At 38.3% G+C, this 16067-nt stretch carries 18 protein-coding genes; 2 read left to right on the forward strand and 16 right to left on the reverse strand.

The genetic code is table 11. The annotated features are described in order from the left end of the window. Positions 1-13 precede the first annotated feature (13 nt). A complete protein-coding gene (locus tag A6E04_RS07660; RefSeq protein ID WP_065610771.1) occupies positions 14-1033 on the reverse strand; it encodes a DUF2955 domain-containing protein in 1020 nt (339 codons plus the stop codon). Beyond that, a complete protein-coding gene (locus A6E04_RS07665; protein ID WP_065610772.1) occupies positions 1023-2144 on the reverse strand; it encodes an HlyD family secretion protein in 1122 nt (373 codons plus the stop codon). Before A6E04_RS07665 ends, A6E04_RS07660 begins: the two co-directional genes overlap by 11 nt. A 275-nt stretch (positions 2145-2419) precedes the next feature. Between A6E04_RS07665 and A6E04_RS07670 the strand changes: the two genes are divergently transcribed. Both A6E04_RS07670 and A6E04_RS07675 read left to right on the forward strand, forming a co-directional pair. Next, positions 2420-3427, forward strand: a complete 1008-nt coding sequence (locus tag A6E04_RS07670) for a helix-turn-helix domain-containing protein (protein WP_065610774.1) — start codon at positions 2420-2422, stop codon at positions 3425-3427. A gap of 111 nt (positions 3428-3538) precedes the next feature. Further along, positions 3539-3991, forward strand: a complete 453-nt coding sequence (locus A6E04_RS07675) for a hypothetical protein (RefSeq protein WP_017022904.1) — start codon at positions 3539-3541, stop codon at positions 3989-3991. Positions 3992-4069: 78 nt separating this feature from the next. Here the strand turns inward: A6E04_RS07675 and nadA are convergent, their stop codons facing one another. The 14 genes from nadA to ruvA all read right to left on the reverse strand — a co-directional run bounded on the left by nadA (position 4070) and on the right by ruvA (position 15974). Continuing rightward, on the reverse strand, positions 4070-5119 hold the full coding sequence (gene nadA, locus A6E04_RS07680; RefSeq protein ID WP_017022903.1) for a quinolinate synthase NadA: 1050 nt from the start codon (positions 5117-5119) through the stop codon (positions 4070-4072). Between the two features lie 126 nt (positions 5120-5245). Next, positions 5246-6013, reverse strand: a complete 768-nt coding sequence (gene ybgF / locus A6E04_RS07685) for a tol-pal system protein YbgF (RefSeq protein ID WP_065610776.1) — start codon at positions 6011-6013, stop codon at positions 5246-5248. A gap of 24 nt (positions 6014-6037) precedes the next feature. Continuing rightward, entirely contained in the window at positions 6038-6595 is a 558-nt protein-coding gene (gene pal / locus A6E04_RS07690) for a peptidoglycan-associated lipoprotein Pal (protein WP_012550474.1), read from the reverse strand. A 32-nt stretch (positions 6596-6627) separates the two neighbouring features. Next, complete coding sequence (gene tolB / locus A6E04_RS07695; RefSeq protein ID WP_012550473.1) at positions 6628-7980, reverse strand: Tol-Pal system beta propeller repeat protein TolB; 1353 nt, start codon at positions 7978-7980, stop codon at positions 6628-6630. Positions 7981-7990: 10 nt separating this feature from the next. Beyond that, positions 7991-9031, reverse strand: coding sequence for a cell envelope integrity protein TolA (gene tolA / locus A6E04_RS07700; RefSeq protein WP_065610777.1), 1041 nt, complete (start codon positions 9029-9031; stop codon positions 7991-7993). A 16-nt stretch (positions 9032-9047) separates the two neighbouring features. Continuing rightward, positions 9048-9494: a protein TolR gene (gene tolR, locus A6E04_RS07705; RefSeq protein WP_017022900.1), complete on the reverse strand. Its 447-nt coding sequence runs from the start codon at positions 9492-9494 to the stop codon at positions 9048-9050. After that, complete coding sequence (gene tolQ, locus A6E04_RS07710) at positions 9494-10180, reverse strand: protein TolQ (protein WP_012550470.1); 687 nt, start codon at positions 10178-10180, stop codon at positions 9494-9496. Before tolQ ends, tolR begins: the two co-directional genes overlap by 1 nt. Continuing rightward, the gene (gene ybgC, locus A6E04_RS07715) at positions 10170-10574 is read right to left on the reverse strand and encodes a tol-pal system-associated acyl-CoA thioesterase (RefSeq protein WP_012550469.1); all 405 of its coding nucleotides are present in this window, start codon (positions 10572-10574) and stop codon (positions 10170-10172) included. Before ybgC ends, tolQ begins: the two co-directional genes overlap by 11 nt. A 189-nt stretch (positions 10575-10763) precedes the next feature. Beyond that, positions 10764-11066 carry a cyd operon YbgE family protein gene (locus A6E04_RS07720; protein ID WP_017022899.1) on the reverse strand — a complete coding sequence of 101 codons (303 nt, stop codon included), beginning with the start codon at positions 11064-11066 and terminating at the stop codon, positions 10764-10766. Next, positions 11059-11166: a cytochrome bd-I oxidase subunit CydX gene (gene cydX / locus A6E04_RS07725; protein WP_012550467.1), complete on the reverse strand. Its 108-nt coding sequence runs from the start codon at positions 11164-11166 to the stop codon at positions 11059-11061. Before cydX ends, A6E04_RS07720 begins: the two co-directional genes overlap by 8 nt. 11 nt (positions 11167-11177) lie before the next feature. Further along, the gene (gene cydB, locus A6E04_RS07730; RefSeq protein WP_065610779.1) at positions 11178-12314 is read right to left on the reverse strand and encodes a cytochrome d ubiquinol oxidase subunit II; all 1137 of its coding nucleotides are present in this window, start codon (positions 12312-12314) and stop codon (positions 11178-11180) included. 17 nt (positions 12315-12331) lie between these two features. After that, entirely contained in the window at positions 12332-13918 is a 1587-nt protein-coding gene (gene cydA, locus A6E04_RS07735; RefSeq protein ID WP_023603773.1) for a cytochrome ubiquinol oxidase subunit I, read from the reverse strand. A 376-nt stretch (positions 13919-14294) separates the two neighbouring features. Next, a complete protein-coding gene (gene ruvB / locus A6E04_RS07740) occupies positions 14295-15308 on the reverse strand; it encodes a Holliday junction branch migration DNA helicase RuvB (protein ID WP_012550464.1) in 1014 nt (337 codons plus the stop codon). Positions 15309-15353: 45 nt separating this feature from the next. After that, positions 15354-15974 carry a Holliday junction branch migration protein RuvA gene (gene ruvA, locus A6E04_RS07745; protein ID WP_012550463.1) on the reverse strand — a complete coding sequence of 207 codons (621 nt, stop codon included), beginning with the start codon at positions 15972-15974 and terminating at the stop codon, positions 15354-15356. Positions 15975-16067 lie beyond the last annotated feature (93 nt).

Here is a 16067-nt window from a genome sequence, read left to right on the forward strand (position 1 = left end):
TATTTATGCGCACTTAAGTTTGCATAGTTAAAAATTTCCAATTACGCGTCTCTAAAAAGAAAGAAACAACGATCATATAAATTCCAATCAAAAATAATTGAAATATACGTATAAACATATTGTTATCAATCTCCCCTGAACTCATTAATGTACTGCCTAACAACACAAGTACAGTACTAAATGCGGTTGCGTAAATCGGGGCTTTTTCTGGTTTAGTATAAATTTGTGTTGCCATAATAATGGCCACAAGTGAAATAAATAATGTATAAAAAATGATGTTAGGTGCAAGGCTTAAAACACCAAATACACCGATGGCGAGTAAACCACCAATACCATTGCTAAGAATTAAAAATGCACTTAATTTAATCGATTTCTCACCTGTTATCATTAATGACAGCAACGCAATAAACATCATCGTTAATAGTGCTTCTGATATTTGAAAAATAAAGAAAAAACAAACTACAGGAAAAGAAATAATCATCGCTCTAAACGCCGCATACCATCGTTGTTGCTTTGATAACGGGGAAGATTGATAACCTGTGAATGTCGATTCTGACTCAGGGAAGTAAATATGAACAAAAGCAAAAATAAGTACCGCGACAACTCCAGAACTGCTTAATCCGATGGCTAAAAATACAGACACACTAGGATTTGATATCGCCATAAAGGGCAACATTAGTACCGCAATAATTAATATTGTTGCAAACAAGTTCCACTTAGGATCAGTAAACAAATAATACCCCCACAACATCATTAATCCGATAAGGATTAACATTGGAATTGGGTAATGGGTGATGCCATTCGATAAAAATAATCCGAGCGCAATGGTTACGACCATCGCGAGCATCAATTCATAAATGGTTTCTTTGTTTAACTCTGGTTTATCTAATAAAAATTTAGCGACAAATACTGGTGCTACAAACGCCAATGGCCAATCAATCAACGCAGCTAAAAACACCGCTAAGCCAACACCGACGGTATATCTTATTATCTTAGTTTGGGTTCGAGAATCCTCGATAAGGCTATCTGACATAAGACATCAAGCTCACAAAGCGGATCCACAATTTACCAATAGTATTAAAAATAACATTATCACCACTGTAGACGATCACATCCGCTTGGCCACCAATTCGTAGTAATCCAGTTGCTTGTGAGTGATCAAACTCAATCGCTATCGGTAGCATTTGTGTTTGACGTAACCAACCCGTTTGATTATTCGCTTGCGCTAATTTACCCGCTTGATCATTCTGCCCCCAATCAACCCCCCAATCGACACTCGTTACTGTGCCTTTAATTACTTTTCCTGGAGCAAAATCAAGCGCAACCTCAACAGCATCTCCAACCTTAATGTTACCTAAGCTATTCTCTCGAAAATAAGCTTCAATCCATATGCTTTCTGTCGAGACAAATGTCATGATAGGCTGTCCCGCTGACGCGTAAAAACCTTCAGATAAACTAAAATTAGAAACACCACCAACGGTAGGTGCTTTGATTTCTGTCCGTTCTAAATTAATTTGGGCTTGCTCTAATGCTAATAACGCCGCTTTAATCTGACTGTTGTCTTCTCCATCGGCTCCTAATTGGCGTTTTGATTTCTCAAGATCAGCTTGTGCATTAACAACATTTGCCCTTGCCGTTGCCAGTGATGCTCGAGATTGGTCAGCATCAGATTGAGACACAACTCCACGCTCTGCCATTTCAAGGATTCGACCAGATTGTAATCTCACATTTTCTAATTCAACATTCGCACTCGTTAATCTTGCTTGCGAAGAAGCAATCACTGCCGTTTGCGCCCCAACATTTTGACCCGCAATTTCCAGATTTTGTTCTGCTTGTTTTACTGCAATTTCATAATCGACAGGATTTAGCTTAGCGAGTACCTCTCCTTGTGCTACAAGCTGATTAGGCTGAACTAAAATATCAAAAACTTGCCCTGATACCTGTGGTTTAATTGGAACCACATACCCCTTCACTCGTGCGTTATCTGTAAGTGGAATGACTCGATCAGAAATAATGCTAAATAATAATAAAGTAATGACCGTGATTAGTAGGTAATTTGTTATTTTCCGGACTTTATTTGTCTTTTTAACCGTTTGATTAACTGATTTTTTTTCTGCCTTTGGGTCTTCTATTTTTTCTGTCATATTTATAACCTACTACTAATTGATTCCATTCATATATGTATAGTTGCTTTCTTAAATTAATGGAGTGATGTTTATCAAAATTCACTTATTATTTAATCGTTTATTAAAATAATAAATTCTAACGATAGAAACACTGTCGCACTTTGTATTTGAGTTACCTGTCGCAAAAAGAACAGATAAATCAATATATCAAACTAAGTAGGATGAAAACTTACCACTTTACGCCAATAATTAATTCTATAAAGAATGGATTAGTAAAAAGAAGGGAGATATTAATGATAAAAAAAGCATCAAAACCACTACCAATGATCCGGACTGGATACACAAAAATCCTTTTAGACGTTTTTTCAAAGCACGGGATCAATATTCAGGCATTATTAAATGACTCCGGTTTACCACCCGATCTTTTTGAAACAGATAAAGACTATTTACCCGTAGAACCGGTGAAACGTCTCGTATATTTACTGTCTTCACAAGTAGGCGTAAATAGTTTTAGCGAGTTGTTACGTATCGCATTCCGTCAACGAATAATACCCCAGATACTTAAACAATTTGATACCACCGCAACCGTTAAAGAAGCTCTTGAAAAAGTAAATGCCATATTCAATCATGACTCTCCCGGCAGTAAAATTACATTTGAAAATCAATATGATAAATATTGGCTTTGCCGCTCAGCCCCTTACGAAAATACACTCTATTTTATTTGGGGTGAAGTATTTGCCGTCTTATATATCATCGAACTCATTCAGGCATTAACAAAATCAGATTGGTTTCCTGAACAAGTAAAGGTCCAACATATTGATGATGATGTGATTCGTTCAGCGCTAAATAAAAAAACACAATTCTTTATAGCTCAAAGTAAAAGCGCGTTATTAATTGATGAAAAAACGCTCAATTCTACCGTTAAATTTATTCCATCAGACACGAAACATAAAGAACCATTCATTGAATGGCATTCTAGCTTCAGTGATAGCGTCTTTACCTCGTTGCTTCCTTATGTTCGTGAACACTCTCTCAGCATCACTCAAGCCGCTAAGCTATTACAAATGACAACCAGAACCTTCCAACGTCGACTAAAAGAAGAGAGAACATCATTTAGACAGTTAAAAGAAAGCCTTACTCTATCTATATCATGTGAATTGATGGAAGAAGGTCATTCACTAACTCATATATCAAACCAACTTGGTTATAACAACATTTCCCACTTTTCACGGGCATTCAAACGCATTAGTGGGCTAACACCAAAAGTATATAGAAAGTCGATACTTGGGCTTGCAGAATAAATTTACCATTATACGCCAACCGATTTTCTTTCACTTTTAATACGAATGATTATTAGGCAATATAATAAACAGAACAACATCGAACAATTCAATTAATAGCTAGGAATTACTATGAGCTCAGTAGAAAAAGAATATGGTTTTAATACTCCACAACGTTTATTTGTAGGTTACACACTTGCAGTATTGGTCGATCTAACTGTACTAAACTTTTTTGATGAATATTGGGATTTTGTGAATATCGAATCATTCACAATCTCTTTTGCTGCTGCAATACTCCTGCAGTTATTACTAAAACTATCCATAAATGCAGAGCATAGAATTGCTGATTATTTTAAAAACAAACCGGGAACCGCACCAAAAATATACCGTGGTTTAAGCAGTTATGTCATATTAGTCGGTAGTAAATTCGTTATGTTAGAGGCAATTAATATTCTATTTGGTGATAAGGTATCGTTTGACGGTCCATTAAATGGTGTCGTTGCTTTCTTTGCCGTAGTATTTACGATACTCATAGCAGAAATTACCGTATCTAAAATTTACTTTGCTTTAAGTGACAAAAAATAATTAATCAAGCTTACTAAAAGAACCGATAAAAAAATGGCGACCGCATTGGTCGCCATTTTTATTTAAACTACTTATTTACTATTTACGGGCGTTTAACTGCTCAGCAAAATCTAACATACGGTTTAATGGAATAAGTGATTTAATACGGATCTCTTCATCAACAAAAATCTCATGACCTGCACCACCTTCGTTTAATGCTTTTTCAATGGCGACTAAACCATTCATTGCCATCCAAGGGCAATGTGCACAACTACGACACGTTGCACCGGCACCAGCTGTTGGAGCTTCTAATAATTCTTTTTCTGGTACCATTTGCTGCATCTTAAAGAAGATGCCTTTATCCGTTGCCACAATCATTTTTTGTTGTGGTAGCTCTTTAGCCGCTTTAATTAATTGGCTTGTAGATCCAACGGCATCTGCTAATTCAACCACACTTGCAGGTGATTCAGGGTGAACAAGAACAGCGGCATCAGGGTGCAGTGCTTTCGCATCTTTTAATGCTTTTGCAGAAAATTCATCATGAACGATACATTCGCCCTGCCATAACAGCATATCTGCGCCTGTTTTATTCGCAATATACGAACCTAAATGGCGATCAGGTCCCCAGATGATTTTCTTATCTTCGTCATCTAAATGCTCTACAATTTCTAATGCAATACTTGACGTCACAACCCAATCAGCACGAGCTTTAACGGCTGCTGAGGTATTCGCATACACAACAACGGTATGATCTGGGTGAGCATCACAAAATTCAGTAAACTTATCTGCAGGACAACCAAGATCCAAAGAACACTCGGCGTCTAACGTTGGCATTAAGATTGTTTTTTCAGGCGTTAATATTTTTGCTGATTCTCCCATGAAACGCACACCAGCAATCACTAATGTTTTTGCATCATGACGATTACCAAATTTAGCCATCTCTAAAGAATCACCAACAAAGCCGCCAGTTTCTTCAGCTAATGCCTGGATTTCAGGATCAGTATAATAATGGGCAATTAACACCGCATTTTTATCTTTTAATAATTGTTTGATTTTAGCAATGTACTGAGTCTTTTCGTCAGCACTTAATTTTGTAGGTTTTGGAGGGAAAGGATATACAGTGTTGACATGATCTAGAATATGGCCCATTGCTCAGCTCATTAATTTTTAAAATAATCTGAACATTATACCTCTTCTTAGGGGGTCATCAAGTTAAGGGAAATAAAAAAGGAGCAAATCAGCTCCTTTTACTACAGTAATATATCAAATAATGAATTATAACGATTTCAATTGTGCAGCAGCGGTTTGAGCTGTTGTACTGTCTGAGTACTCTGTTATTACTTTTTGATAATATTTTTGTGCTGCAGCTTTATTATTATTACGTTTGGCTAACTCGCCCAGTTTTAGCAAAGCATCCGCTCGTTTATTCGAATCCGCGTAACTAACCACTTTGGTAAAGCTTTTTGCAGCCTCAACGTCATTCTTCTGAGCAAAATAAAGTTGCCCTAGCCAATAATGAGCATTAGAGCTATAAACCGAATCAGGATAAGCGGCAACAAATTCTTGGAATGCTTTTGTTGCTCCTGCGTAATCTTTTTTCTTCAAGATCAAATCAACTGCATTCTGATACGCTTCATTTTCGTTCGTATCAGTTGCGTATGAGCCTTCACCAGAATTAGCGTCATTATCTACAACAGGTTTTGCTGTCGATGGTTTCGCGGTTCTTAAGGTGTCAATTTCAACATACAGTTGACGTTGACGCTCTAACATTTGATCAAGTTCATAACTATTACGCTCAACAGTGCCTCGAATCTCAGAAAGTTCTTCTGATAATCCATCGAGTTGTTGTTGTAACTGAAGTTGAATTTGATTGCGGCTTTTAATTAAACGCTCTAAACGCTCAATACTCGTTGATGACGCTTGAGCAGATGAGCTTGAGGTCGCATTTAAATCCGTGACTGGAGCAGGAGCGGCGACCACAAGGGTCGCCGCACTCGCCAGCAACGTAAGCGGAATAATTCGCTTAAGGTTACTGTATTTCATATAAGCTGCCTTATAAACTATCGATTAGTATACTAATACTGCACGACGGTTTTTAGCGTAGTCTTCAGCTGTTTGGCCAAGAACTAGAGGTTTTTCTTCACCGTAGCTTACGATAGAGATTTGGTCTGCAGAAACACCTAAAGCTTGTAGGTATTTAGCAACTGCATTAGCACGACGTTCGCCTAGTGCGATGTTGTACTCAGGAGTACCACGTTCATCGGCATGGCCTTCAACGGTTACTTTAACTTCAGGCGCTTTGCTTAAGAAAGCCGCGTGAGCTGCAAGCATATCTTCATACTCTGAAGAAATAGTTGAGTTATCAAAAGCGAAGTAAACAGTCTGAACTTGACGTAAAGCTTGTTCTTTAACTTCTTGCTCAGTTAGAACTTCTTCACCTTCAACTACAGTAACAACCGTTGTATCTGTTTGGCCTTCACCAGCAGTACCGCTTGTTGTTTCTGTTCCGTTTGTTGATTCTTGACCAGCAGTACTATCAGTTGCGCTATCGCTAGAACTACAAGCAGAAAGAGCAACCACTGGCAGCGCGATTAAAAGACTCTTAAGAAGTTTATTTAGTTGCATTATATTTTCCTTATTTCCTAAATATTTAGTAGCTATAAAAATGGCGACCACGCTGGTGCCCTTACACGTCCGTTTGTCGCTGGTAAGCGAGCTTTAAAACGGCCATCTATAGAAACCATCGAAAGGACGTTTTGTTTTCTATAAATGGAACTGTAAATCACCATGCCGCCATTTGGCGCAATACTTGGTGACTCATCCAGTAGTGTCTTAGTTAAGACCTGGACAGCACCGGTTTCTAAATCTTGTTTTGCTAGATTAAATCCAGTCTCTGAGCGATTCACCATAACGATGTATTTACCATCAGGAGTGATCTGCCCACCAAGATTTTGACTGCCTTGCCAGGTTAAACGTTTTGTCGAACCGTCTTCTAAATTTACTCTATAAATCTGAGGTTTACCACCCCGATCTGATGTAAATATTAAAGACTTGTTATCAGGAGCCCAAAAAGGCTCAGTATTATTCGATCTACCTCGAGTAATTTGGCGCATCTTTTTCGTTTGTAAATTCACAATATAAACTTGAAGACTGCCGGTTTTGGATAATACGATCGCAAGTTCTTTTCCGTCATGAGAAAAACGAGGCGCACCGTTATGACGAGGATACGAAGCAATTAACTCCCTCTTCCCCGTGTAGATATTCATAATGAAAACTTGTGATCTTCTGTTTTCAAAACTTACATAAGCTAATTTCTTACCATCTGGAGACCAAGCTGGTGACATGATTGGCTGTTTCGACTTTAAAACCAAACGTTCGTTGTAGCCGTCATAATCCGCAATTCTTAACTGATATGGATGTTGAGATTTATCATTAACAACCACATAAGCAATTCGCGTTAAAAACGCGCCTTTTTCGCCTGTTAATTTTTCATAAACAACATCAGAAATACGGTGAGCGTATTTTCGTAACTGTGTTTTTGAAAGTGTCGCAATTTTATTAACTAAAATATGGTCTTGTGTTAAAACTAATTCCCCTGAATTACTTAACCCTTTAGATTTACCTTTCGTTAATTGACCACGAACCACATCAATAAGCTTATAAGAAACCTCATACTTTCCAGCGGCATTAACTTTCACTTCACCCGTAACAATGGCATCAACGCCCATCTTGGTCCAAGCTTCGTAATTAATGTCTGCATCTTTATATGGCGTTTGTGGCATTTTATTTGTCGGTAATGGACTAAATTTACCACTGCGCTGTAAGTCAGAAGAAATAATAGCTGAAATATCTTGTGGTAACTTGCCTTCACCATGCCACTTAAATGGAACGATGCCTATGGGTCTAGCAGAATTTACGCCCTCTGTGATTACAAGCTCGAGTTCAGCTTTAGCTATTTGGCTAAAACTCAAACACGCTATAAAAAGAGGTAATATCCATCGTTTAAGCACTTGCTCTTCCTTATTCTGGTTGAACCATAAGATTTATATTTGTAAGTTTAGCTGCAATGTCTGCGTCTTTTGGTGTTGGGAAGACATTAACTTTAGTTACTGCTGTTTTTGCTGCTCTACACACTTGAGCATCTCCTCCCAAGGTTGTTACTGAGAGCAATAATCCAGAAGATGCCAGTTTAATTTTCACTCGGCAACTTTTTCCCATATAAGTATCATCAACAAGTAAATTCTGTTGAATCATTTGAGTATAAATTGCGGCGTAGCGATTCACTTCATCATCAATATGCTGCTGTTTCGCAGAGCTATTTTGAACGGTTTCATCTTCTAAACCTGCAAATATGTCATTTAATGCCGCTTCTTTTTGCTTACGTGCAGCTTCCGCTTTTGCGGCTCTTGCTTTCTCTTTTTTGGCGTTTTCTGCCGCTAATTTTGCCTTTGCCTTTCTATTCGCCTCTGCCTTCGCTGCTTTTTCTTTTGCTATTTTTTCTTTCGCGACACGTTCAGCTTCTACTTTAGCTGCTCGTTCTTTATCTAAACGGGCTTTTTCTGCCGAGGCTTTTGCTGCTTTTTCTTTATCAGCCTTCACTTTTGTTAATCTTGCCGCTTCCGCTTTCGCTGCTGTATCTGCTTTACGCTTTCGATCGGCTTCTGCTGCTGTTGCTCGTTCTTTCTCTTTTTTTGCTTGAGCGACAGCTTTCTTACGTTCATCTTCCGCTCTACGGGCTGCTTTTTTCTCTTTTACTTGTTGTTCTTTTAGCTTACGAATCCGATTTTCTTCGACTTTACGGTTTTTTTCTAATTGATCTGCCTGTTGTTTTAATCGATTTAGTCGCTCAGTTTCTGCACGAGAAGCTCTCTCTCTCTCTTGACGAATTTGAGATGCTTGTCTTGCAATCGTGCTTGGATCTATTACTACGGCTTGGATTGTATTTGGTTTTGCCTTTTCATCCATAGAAAAGTCACTACCGAAGATCAACGCGACAGCAAGCAACAAGTGCAACACGACAGAAACAACAATAGCAAAGGTGTAATTATTATCCGATTTCATCGATTATTATTCACTTCTATTCCTTGAGATCGGTAAGTAACCCAACTTTACTTACCCCTGCGCGGCTTAATTCATCAAGAACTAATACTATCTCTGAATATGGCGTACTGGCATCCCCGCCAACTGCGACGGGAGAATTAGGCTTAATGCTTAGTTCTGCTTTAACGTTCGTTATCATTTCTTGCATTGACATTGGACGACGTACGTCTTGATTATCAACACTTAAGCCTAGATTTCCGTCTTTATCAATCTCGACAATAATAAACGTTGCATTAGGATCTTCGCCTGCCATTTCTTGTGCTGATTTCGCATTAGTCATCTCTGGTAATTTCACGTCTACCCCTTGAGTCACAAAAGGAGCCGTTACCATAAAGATAATTAGCAATACCAACATAACGTCAATATAAGGTACAACATTAATCTCAGCGGTTAGCTTGCGTTTTTTAGGTTGATAGCCAGACATTACTTCTCCTGACTTGCCATTGCTTGACGATGTAGAATACTAGAAAACTCATCCATAAATGCAGCGTAGTTATGCTCTAACTTACCTACTTTCACACTTAATTGATTGTAGGCAATTACCGCTGGAATTGCTGCAAACAGCCCCATAGCCGTTGCAACCAATGCCTCTGCAATACCAGGAGCAACCATCGCTAGAGTTGCTTGCTTTACCGCACCCAAGGCGATAAACGAATGCATAATACCCCATACCGTACCAAACAAACCAATATAAGGAGTAATAGAACCAACGGTTGCTAAAAATGGAAGGTTTGTTTCTAAATCATCAACTTCACGAGAGACCGTTACACGCATTGAACGTATCGTTCCATCCATAACCGCTTCAGAAGATGATGAATTTACTCGAGATAGACGTGCAAATTCATTAAAGCCAGAATAAAAAATCTTTTCAGTACCACTGATTCGATCTTTACGTACTTTCACTTCATTAAATAATTGCGCTAGATCCATGCCCGACCAGAATTTGCTTTCAAAACGTTCTGCATCAGTATGAGCAACGGCTAACACTTTTGAGCGTTTAAAAATCATTGCCCACGACATTACAGACAAGCTTAATAGAATAAGCATCACGATCTTAACTAATAAACTAGCGTGTAAAAATAGATCGAGAATTGATAGTTCACCTGTCACAAGATATCTCCGATAATATAAATAATGGTATCGCTTTTGGTTTCATTTTAGCGTTATCAATACAGGCTACCTTAACTGTAGCTTTGCACAATACTTTACCCTCAAAATTAACCAATAACTGACAAAAGGTCAGCGATACCCTTTTAATTTCTTCTATGAATGTTTCAACTGTGAGCTGCTCATCTAAACGAGCACCTTGTATAAAATCTATATCAACATGTTTAACCACAAATCCGAGAGACTCTTGCAGCAGTATCCCTTGAGATACTCCTTTTTCTCGTAATAATTCGGTTCTGGCTCTTTCAAAAAACTTTAAATAATTAGAGTGATAAACTACGCCACCTGCATCGGTGTCTTCATAGTAAACCGTGATAGGCCATTTGAAAACTGCCATTTTATATCACCCTCTTTTTCTTTTTTATTGAGAAATCAGTAGTTAACTATAACTGATAATTACCTATCGTCACTAGGTGAATTACCAAATTTTGAACTTAATAGCCAAAAATAAAGCGGCTTGTTACCTAAAAAAGTAACAAGCCGCTTAGTATGATGTTCCAATGTTCACATTTTATTAATTATGAAATCAAATAAAATAGAGATAACTAAAGTAACTTAATATCATCATTGAAAAATAAGGACTAAATAGCAGTTTCCAACCCCACTTTTGTGGAATAAAACCCACAACAAAAATAAACGCAGTACATACTGCATAAATCAATGCTGGCGCCATTAACCCACTAAAACCACCGATATTTTCTGAATATACCGTTGGCTCCCACATAAGCATTCCCATGTGGAAAAGTGCGGCCCCAATCAATATCAACTTAACGATGATATTATTGATTGGGCTATGAACACTGTCTATTTTCCCAGCGATATTACTCACTGTCTTTATCCATCATTTCTGAGTGCTCTAACCAAAGAGCATTAATGATTGCAAATGAGCATGCTAGTAGCACACCTAGAATCCAAGCAAAATACCACATTGTTATACTCCTTAATAAAGCGAATTTTTGTTGTCTTCAACAAATTTAGTATCAATACGACCAAACATTTTATAATACGTCCATGCTGTGTAAGCAAGGATGATTGGGATCATAACAGCAGCTACCACTGTCATAATGTTTAGTGTTAATTCGCTTGATGTTGAATCCCACATAGTCAAACTATGGTTAGGATTTAAACTTGATGGCATTACGAATGGGAATAATGCAAAACCAGAAGTTAAGATCACACCAGCATTAGTCAGACTTGATGCGATGAAAGCAATTCCAGGTCTCTTCAACTTAGTTGTAATCATAACAATAAGAGGCATAACTACCGCAAGAGCAGGTGCTATCCATAACAATGGGTATTCTTTAAAGTTCAAGAATAAAGCGCCCACTTGACGGATAACTTCTTTATTTAATGGATCTGATGGTGCGTTATGATCCATAACACTCGTGATCACAAACCCATTAATGCTTTGAGCCCAAAAGCCAGCAATAGTAAACAGAACAATTACTAACGCAGCACAAATCATAGAAACTTGACTTGCTCTAGCGTGAATTTGATCCGTTGTTTTCATTTGTAGCCATGTTGAACCTTGCAGTACAAACATTGCAGAACTCACTAGACCACATACCAATGCAAATGGATTTAATAAGTCAAAGAAACCACCATGATACTTAAGCATCATTAGGTTGTTCAGTTCAAATGGAACACCTTGAAGTAAGTTACCAAAAGCAACACCAAAGATGACTGGTGGAACAAAGCTACCAATGAAGATCGCAGCATCCCACCCTGAACGCCAGCGTTTATCTTCAATTTTAGAACGATAATCAAACCCAACAGGGCGGAACCATAATGCAGCTAATGTCAGAATCATAGCTAAGTAAAAGCCAGAGAATGAAGCAGCATACACTAAAGGCCAAGCAGCAAATAATGCACCGCCTGCTGTTACTAACCAAACTTGGTTGCCTTCCCAGTGAGGAGCGATTGAGTTAATCATCACTCGACGTTCTGTATCTGTTTTACCGATGATAGGCACTAGTGTACCTACCCCCATATCAAAACCATCTGTTACCGCGAAACCAATCAGTAATACACCAATCAATACCCACCAAACAAATCGCAATACTTCGTAATCAAACATTGCTCAAATCTCCGTTTTTATGCTTCTACTTCGCGAGTTAACTTTGCTTCAGAACCTTGACCGTCTTGTTCAAAGTGATAGCGACCAGTTTTCAAGCTACTAGGTCCTTTACGTGCGAATTTAACCATTAGGTAAACTTCAGCAATCAAGAAAATAGTATATAAGCTAATAATTGCAGCTATTGAAATTAAAACTTCAGTAACAGTGAGTGATGATGCGGCAACATGTACAGGTAGTATTTCACCAACTGCCCATGGTTGACGACCATATTCTGCAACAAACCAACCCGCTTCAATTGCGATCCACGGCAGTGGCATACCGAATAATGCCGCTTTAAGTAACCATGGTTTTTGACCAATTTTTTGACGACACGTTTGATAAAACGCAAGACCAAAAATAAGTAGCATTGCTACGCCACAAGCAACCATTATGCGGAAAGAGAAGAATAATGGTAAAACATTTGGAATAGAATCATCTGCTGCCGCTTTAATCTGATCTTCAGTTGCATCAACAACTTTATCAGTATAACGCTTAAGCAATAAGCCATAACCTAAGTCATGCTTAACATCATCAAATGCTGCTATATTTTCAGGTGTTTTATCACCATTACGTAATTTTTCAAGAAGGTCATAAGCGATCATACCGTTACGAATACGAACTTCGTGCTGTGCTTTAAGATCGCGTAAGCCAGTGACTTGCTTATCTAATGAACGCGTTGCAATAATACCCATAACATAAGGGATCTTAATTGCATAATCCGTTTCCATCGTTTCTTGATTTGGTAAGCCAAATACGGTGAAAGCCGCAGGTGCTTCTTCTGTATGCCATTCAGCTTCAATCGCTGCTAGCTTAACTTGTTGAACTTCACCCAGTTCATAACCAGATTCATCACCAAGTACCATTACAGATAAAATTGATGCCATGCCGAAAGACGCAGCAATTGCGAATGAACGACGTGCAAAGGCAACATCACGACCTTTTAGTAGGTAGTATGAACTAATACCTAAAACAAACATTGCGCCAGCGGTGTAACCAGAAGCAACGGTATGAACGAATTTAACTTGAGCGACAGGGTTTAGTACAACTTCAGCGAAGCTAACCATTTCCATACGCATCGTTTCAAAATTAAATTCAGCACCGACAGGGTTTTGCATCCAACCGTTTGCTACTAGAATCCAAAGCGCTGAGAAATTCGAACCTAAAGCAACTAACCACGTTACTGTAAGATGCTGACGTTTTGATAAACGATCCCAACCAAAGAAAAATAGTCCTACAAAAGTAGATTCAAGCATGAAAGCCATCAGTGCTTCGATCGCAAGAGGCGCACCGAAGATATCACCAACATAGTGAGAATAGTAAGACCAGTTTGTACCAAACTGGAACTCCATGGTTAGGCCTGTTGCTACACCTAATGCGAAGTTAATACCAAATAACTTACCCCAGAACTTTGTCATGTCCTTGTAGATTTGTTTGTTGGTCATTACATATAACGACTCCATGATAGCCAATAGAAAGGCCATACCTAAAGTCAGAGGAACGAATAGGAAGTGATACATCGCTGTCATTGCAAACTGCAACCGCGATAACTCCACTACATCAGTGATCATGAGAACTCCTTTGTGTCAGGCTGAATGACACAGTGCTTTCACACTTTTGGGTGAACGTGGCACTTTTTATTTAGCTCTAATAGTTATAATTGTATTAGTAACTATAAAGTGTTGCACGAATGTATAATAAACGTTAGCTTAATGTTAAGCATAACCTAATATAGAACGTGCTAATATTAATAGGAAACACGATATCTTTCAAAAGATTTGTCCCTTATTTGAAAGTTAATTACAGATATTTTTACATAACCGTTCGTTTTTCACACTTTACACATTTCTTATACGAAAAAACGAGTGATTTTGATCACTCGCTTTCATTTTTTTTACGTCAATATGAATAGATTATGACAATATGTGTATATTTCACCATTAACTATTTATCTGGTCTATCAATACCAAAATGAAGATAGGCTCGATCTGACACAATACGCCCTCTTGGTGTTCTCTGAAGGTAGCCTTGTTGAATTAAATAAGGTTCTATCACATCTTCAATCGTATCTTTTTCTTCACCAATTGCAGCGGCTACGTTATCTAGACCCACCGGGCCACCATTGAATTTCTCCATGATTGCCAATAATAACTTTCTATCCATGTAATCAAACCCACACACATCAACATCTAACATGTTTAATGCCTTATCTGCTATGTCTGGTGAGATATGACTGTCACTCATAACATCTGCATAATCACGAACTCGACGTAACAATCGGTTGGCAATTCGTGGTGTACCACGAGCACGTCGAGCCACTTCCAATGCGCCCTCTGATTCCATGGACAAATTCAAACAATCTGCACTACGTTGAACTATATATTGTAAATCGTCTACTTTGTAATATTCTAATCGTTGAACAATACCAAAACGGTCACGCAGTGGAGAAGTCAAAGAACCGGCTCTGGTGGTTGCACCAATTAATGTAAATGGGGGCAAATCAATTTTGATTGAACGAGCTGCAGGACCTTCACCAATCATAATATCTAATTGGTAATCTTCCATCGCAGGATACAGTATCTCTTCAACTACAGGACTTAATCGATGGATTTCATCGATAAATAAAATATCGTTTTCTTCTAGATTAGTAAGAAGCGCAGCTAAATCTCCCGCTTTCTCAAGAACAGGACCCGATGTCGTTCGGATACTCACTCCCATTTCATTGGCAACAATATTAGCTAACGTTGTCTTACCTAATCCTGGAGGACCAAAAATTAGTAGATGATCAAGTGGCTCTTGTCTCATCTGCGCAGCCTTAATGAAAATTTCCATTTGACTACGAACATGATCTTGCCCGCGATAATCTTCCAGTTTCTTTGGACGTATCGCACGATCGATGACTTCTTCGTCACGAAAAACAGGGTTATCAGCAGCAATAAGGCGATCGGCTTCAATCATAAAAGGTCTCAAAAAATTCTGTAAGTAAAGAGGCGATAAATAAAGTTAGATCATTGATTTCAATGATTCACGAATTAGAGATTCACTGGTCATATCAGGTTTTGCGACTTGAGATACCATTTTAGACGCCTGCACTGGTTTATAGCCTAAAGAAATAAGCGCACTGACTGCTTCATCTTGCGCACTTTGAGGCGATGAAATCAAATCAGAAGCATCATCCATTGACGTAGTGTCTGCTGGAGTAAATAAGTCACCCGCTCCCCACCCTTTTAGGCGATCTTTCATCTCTACGACTAAACGCTCTGCCGTTTTTTTACCAACACCTGGTAATTTGACTAAGGTCGAAATATCTTCACGCTCAACACTTTGAACAAATTGAGAAGCAGTCATGCCAGACAGTATCGCCAAACCAAGTTTTGGCCCCACGCCGTTAGCTTTGATCACTTCTCTAAATAACGCTCGTTCTTTTTTAGTATTAAAACCGTAAAGTAATTGAGCATCTTCACGTACTACATAATGAATATAGATAATGGCTTCGGTACCAATAGGTGGTAATTCATAAAAACAACTCATTGGCATTTGAACTTCATAACCAATACCACTGACTTCAATGAGTAATTCTGGTGGTTGTTTTTCTAATAGATTTCCACGAAGGCGTCCGATCACAATAGATACTCTTTAAAATAATTAACTGGTTAGGATAGTAATAAAGAACTGGATAGATATCCAGTAAAAGAAATGAGAATTTATTCCCTCTTT

This window comes from Aliivibrio logei (assembly GCF_001691055.1).
Lineage (GTDB): Bacteria > Pseudomonadota > Gammaproteobacteria > Enterobacterales > Vibrionaceae > Aliivibrio > Aliivibrio salmonicida.

Bases quoted from the DNA above. Each gene is read 5' to 3' on its own strand.
- A6E04_RS07660 (WP_065610771.1), bottom strand. From the start codon at position 1,033: ATGTCAGATAGCCTTATCGAGGATTCTCGAACCCAAACTAAGATAATA.
- A6E04_RS07665 (WP_065610772.1), bottom strand. From the start codon at position 2,144: ATGACAGAAAAAATAGAAGACCCAAAGGCAGAAAAAAAATCAGTTAAT.
- A6E04_RS07670 (WP_065610774.1), top strand. From the start codon at position 2,420: ATGATAAAAAAAGCATCAAAACCACTACCAATGATCCGGACTGGATAC.
- A6E04_RS07675 (WP_017022904.1), top strand. From the start codon at position 3,539: ATGAGCTCAGTAGAAAAAGAATATGGTTTTAATACTCCACAACGTTTA.
- nadA (WP_017022903.1), bottom strand. From the start codon at position 5,119: ATGGGCCATATTCTAGATCATGTCAACACTGTATATCCTTTCCCTCCA.
- ybgF (WP_065610776.1), bottom strand. From the start codon at position 6,013: ATGAAATACAGTAACCTTAAGCGAATTATTCCGCTTACGTTGCTGGCG.
- pal (WP_012550474.1), bottom strand. From the start codon at position 6,595: ATGCAACTAAATAAACTTCTTAAGAGTCTTTTAATCGCGCTGCCAGTG.
- tolA (WP_065610777.1), bottom strand. From the start codon at position 9,031: ATGAAATCGGATAATAATTACACCTTTGCTATTGTTGTTTCTGTCGTG.
- tolR (WP_017022900.1), bottom strand. From the start codon at position 9,494: ATGTCTGGCTATCAACCTAAAAAACGCAAGCTAACCGCTGAGATTAAT.
- ybgC (WP_012550469.1), bottom strand. From the start codon at position 10,574: ATGGCAGTTTTCAAATGGCCTATCACGGTTTACTATGAAGACACCGAT.
- cydX (WP_012550467.1), bottom strand. From the start codon at position 11,166: ATGTGGTATTTTGCTTGGATTCTAGGTGTGCTACTAGCATGCTCATTT.
- cydB (WP_065610779.1), bottom strand. From the start codon at position 12,314: ATGTTTGATTACGAAGTATTGCGATTTGTTTGGTGGGTATTGATTGGT.
- ruvB (WP_012550464.1), bottom strand. From the start codon at position 15,308: ATGATTGAAGCCGATCGCCTTATTGCTGCTGATAACCCTGTTTTTCGT.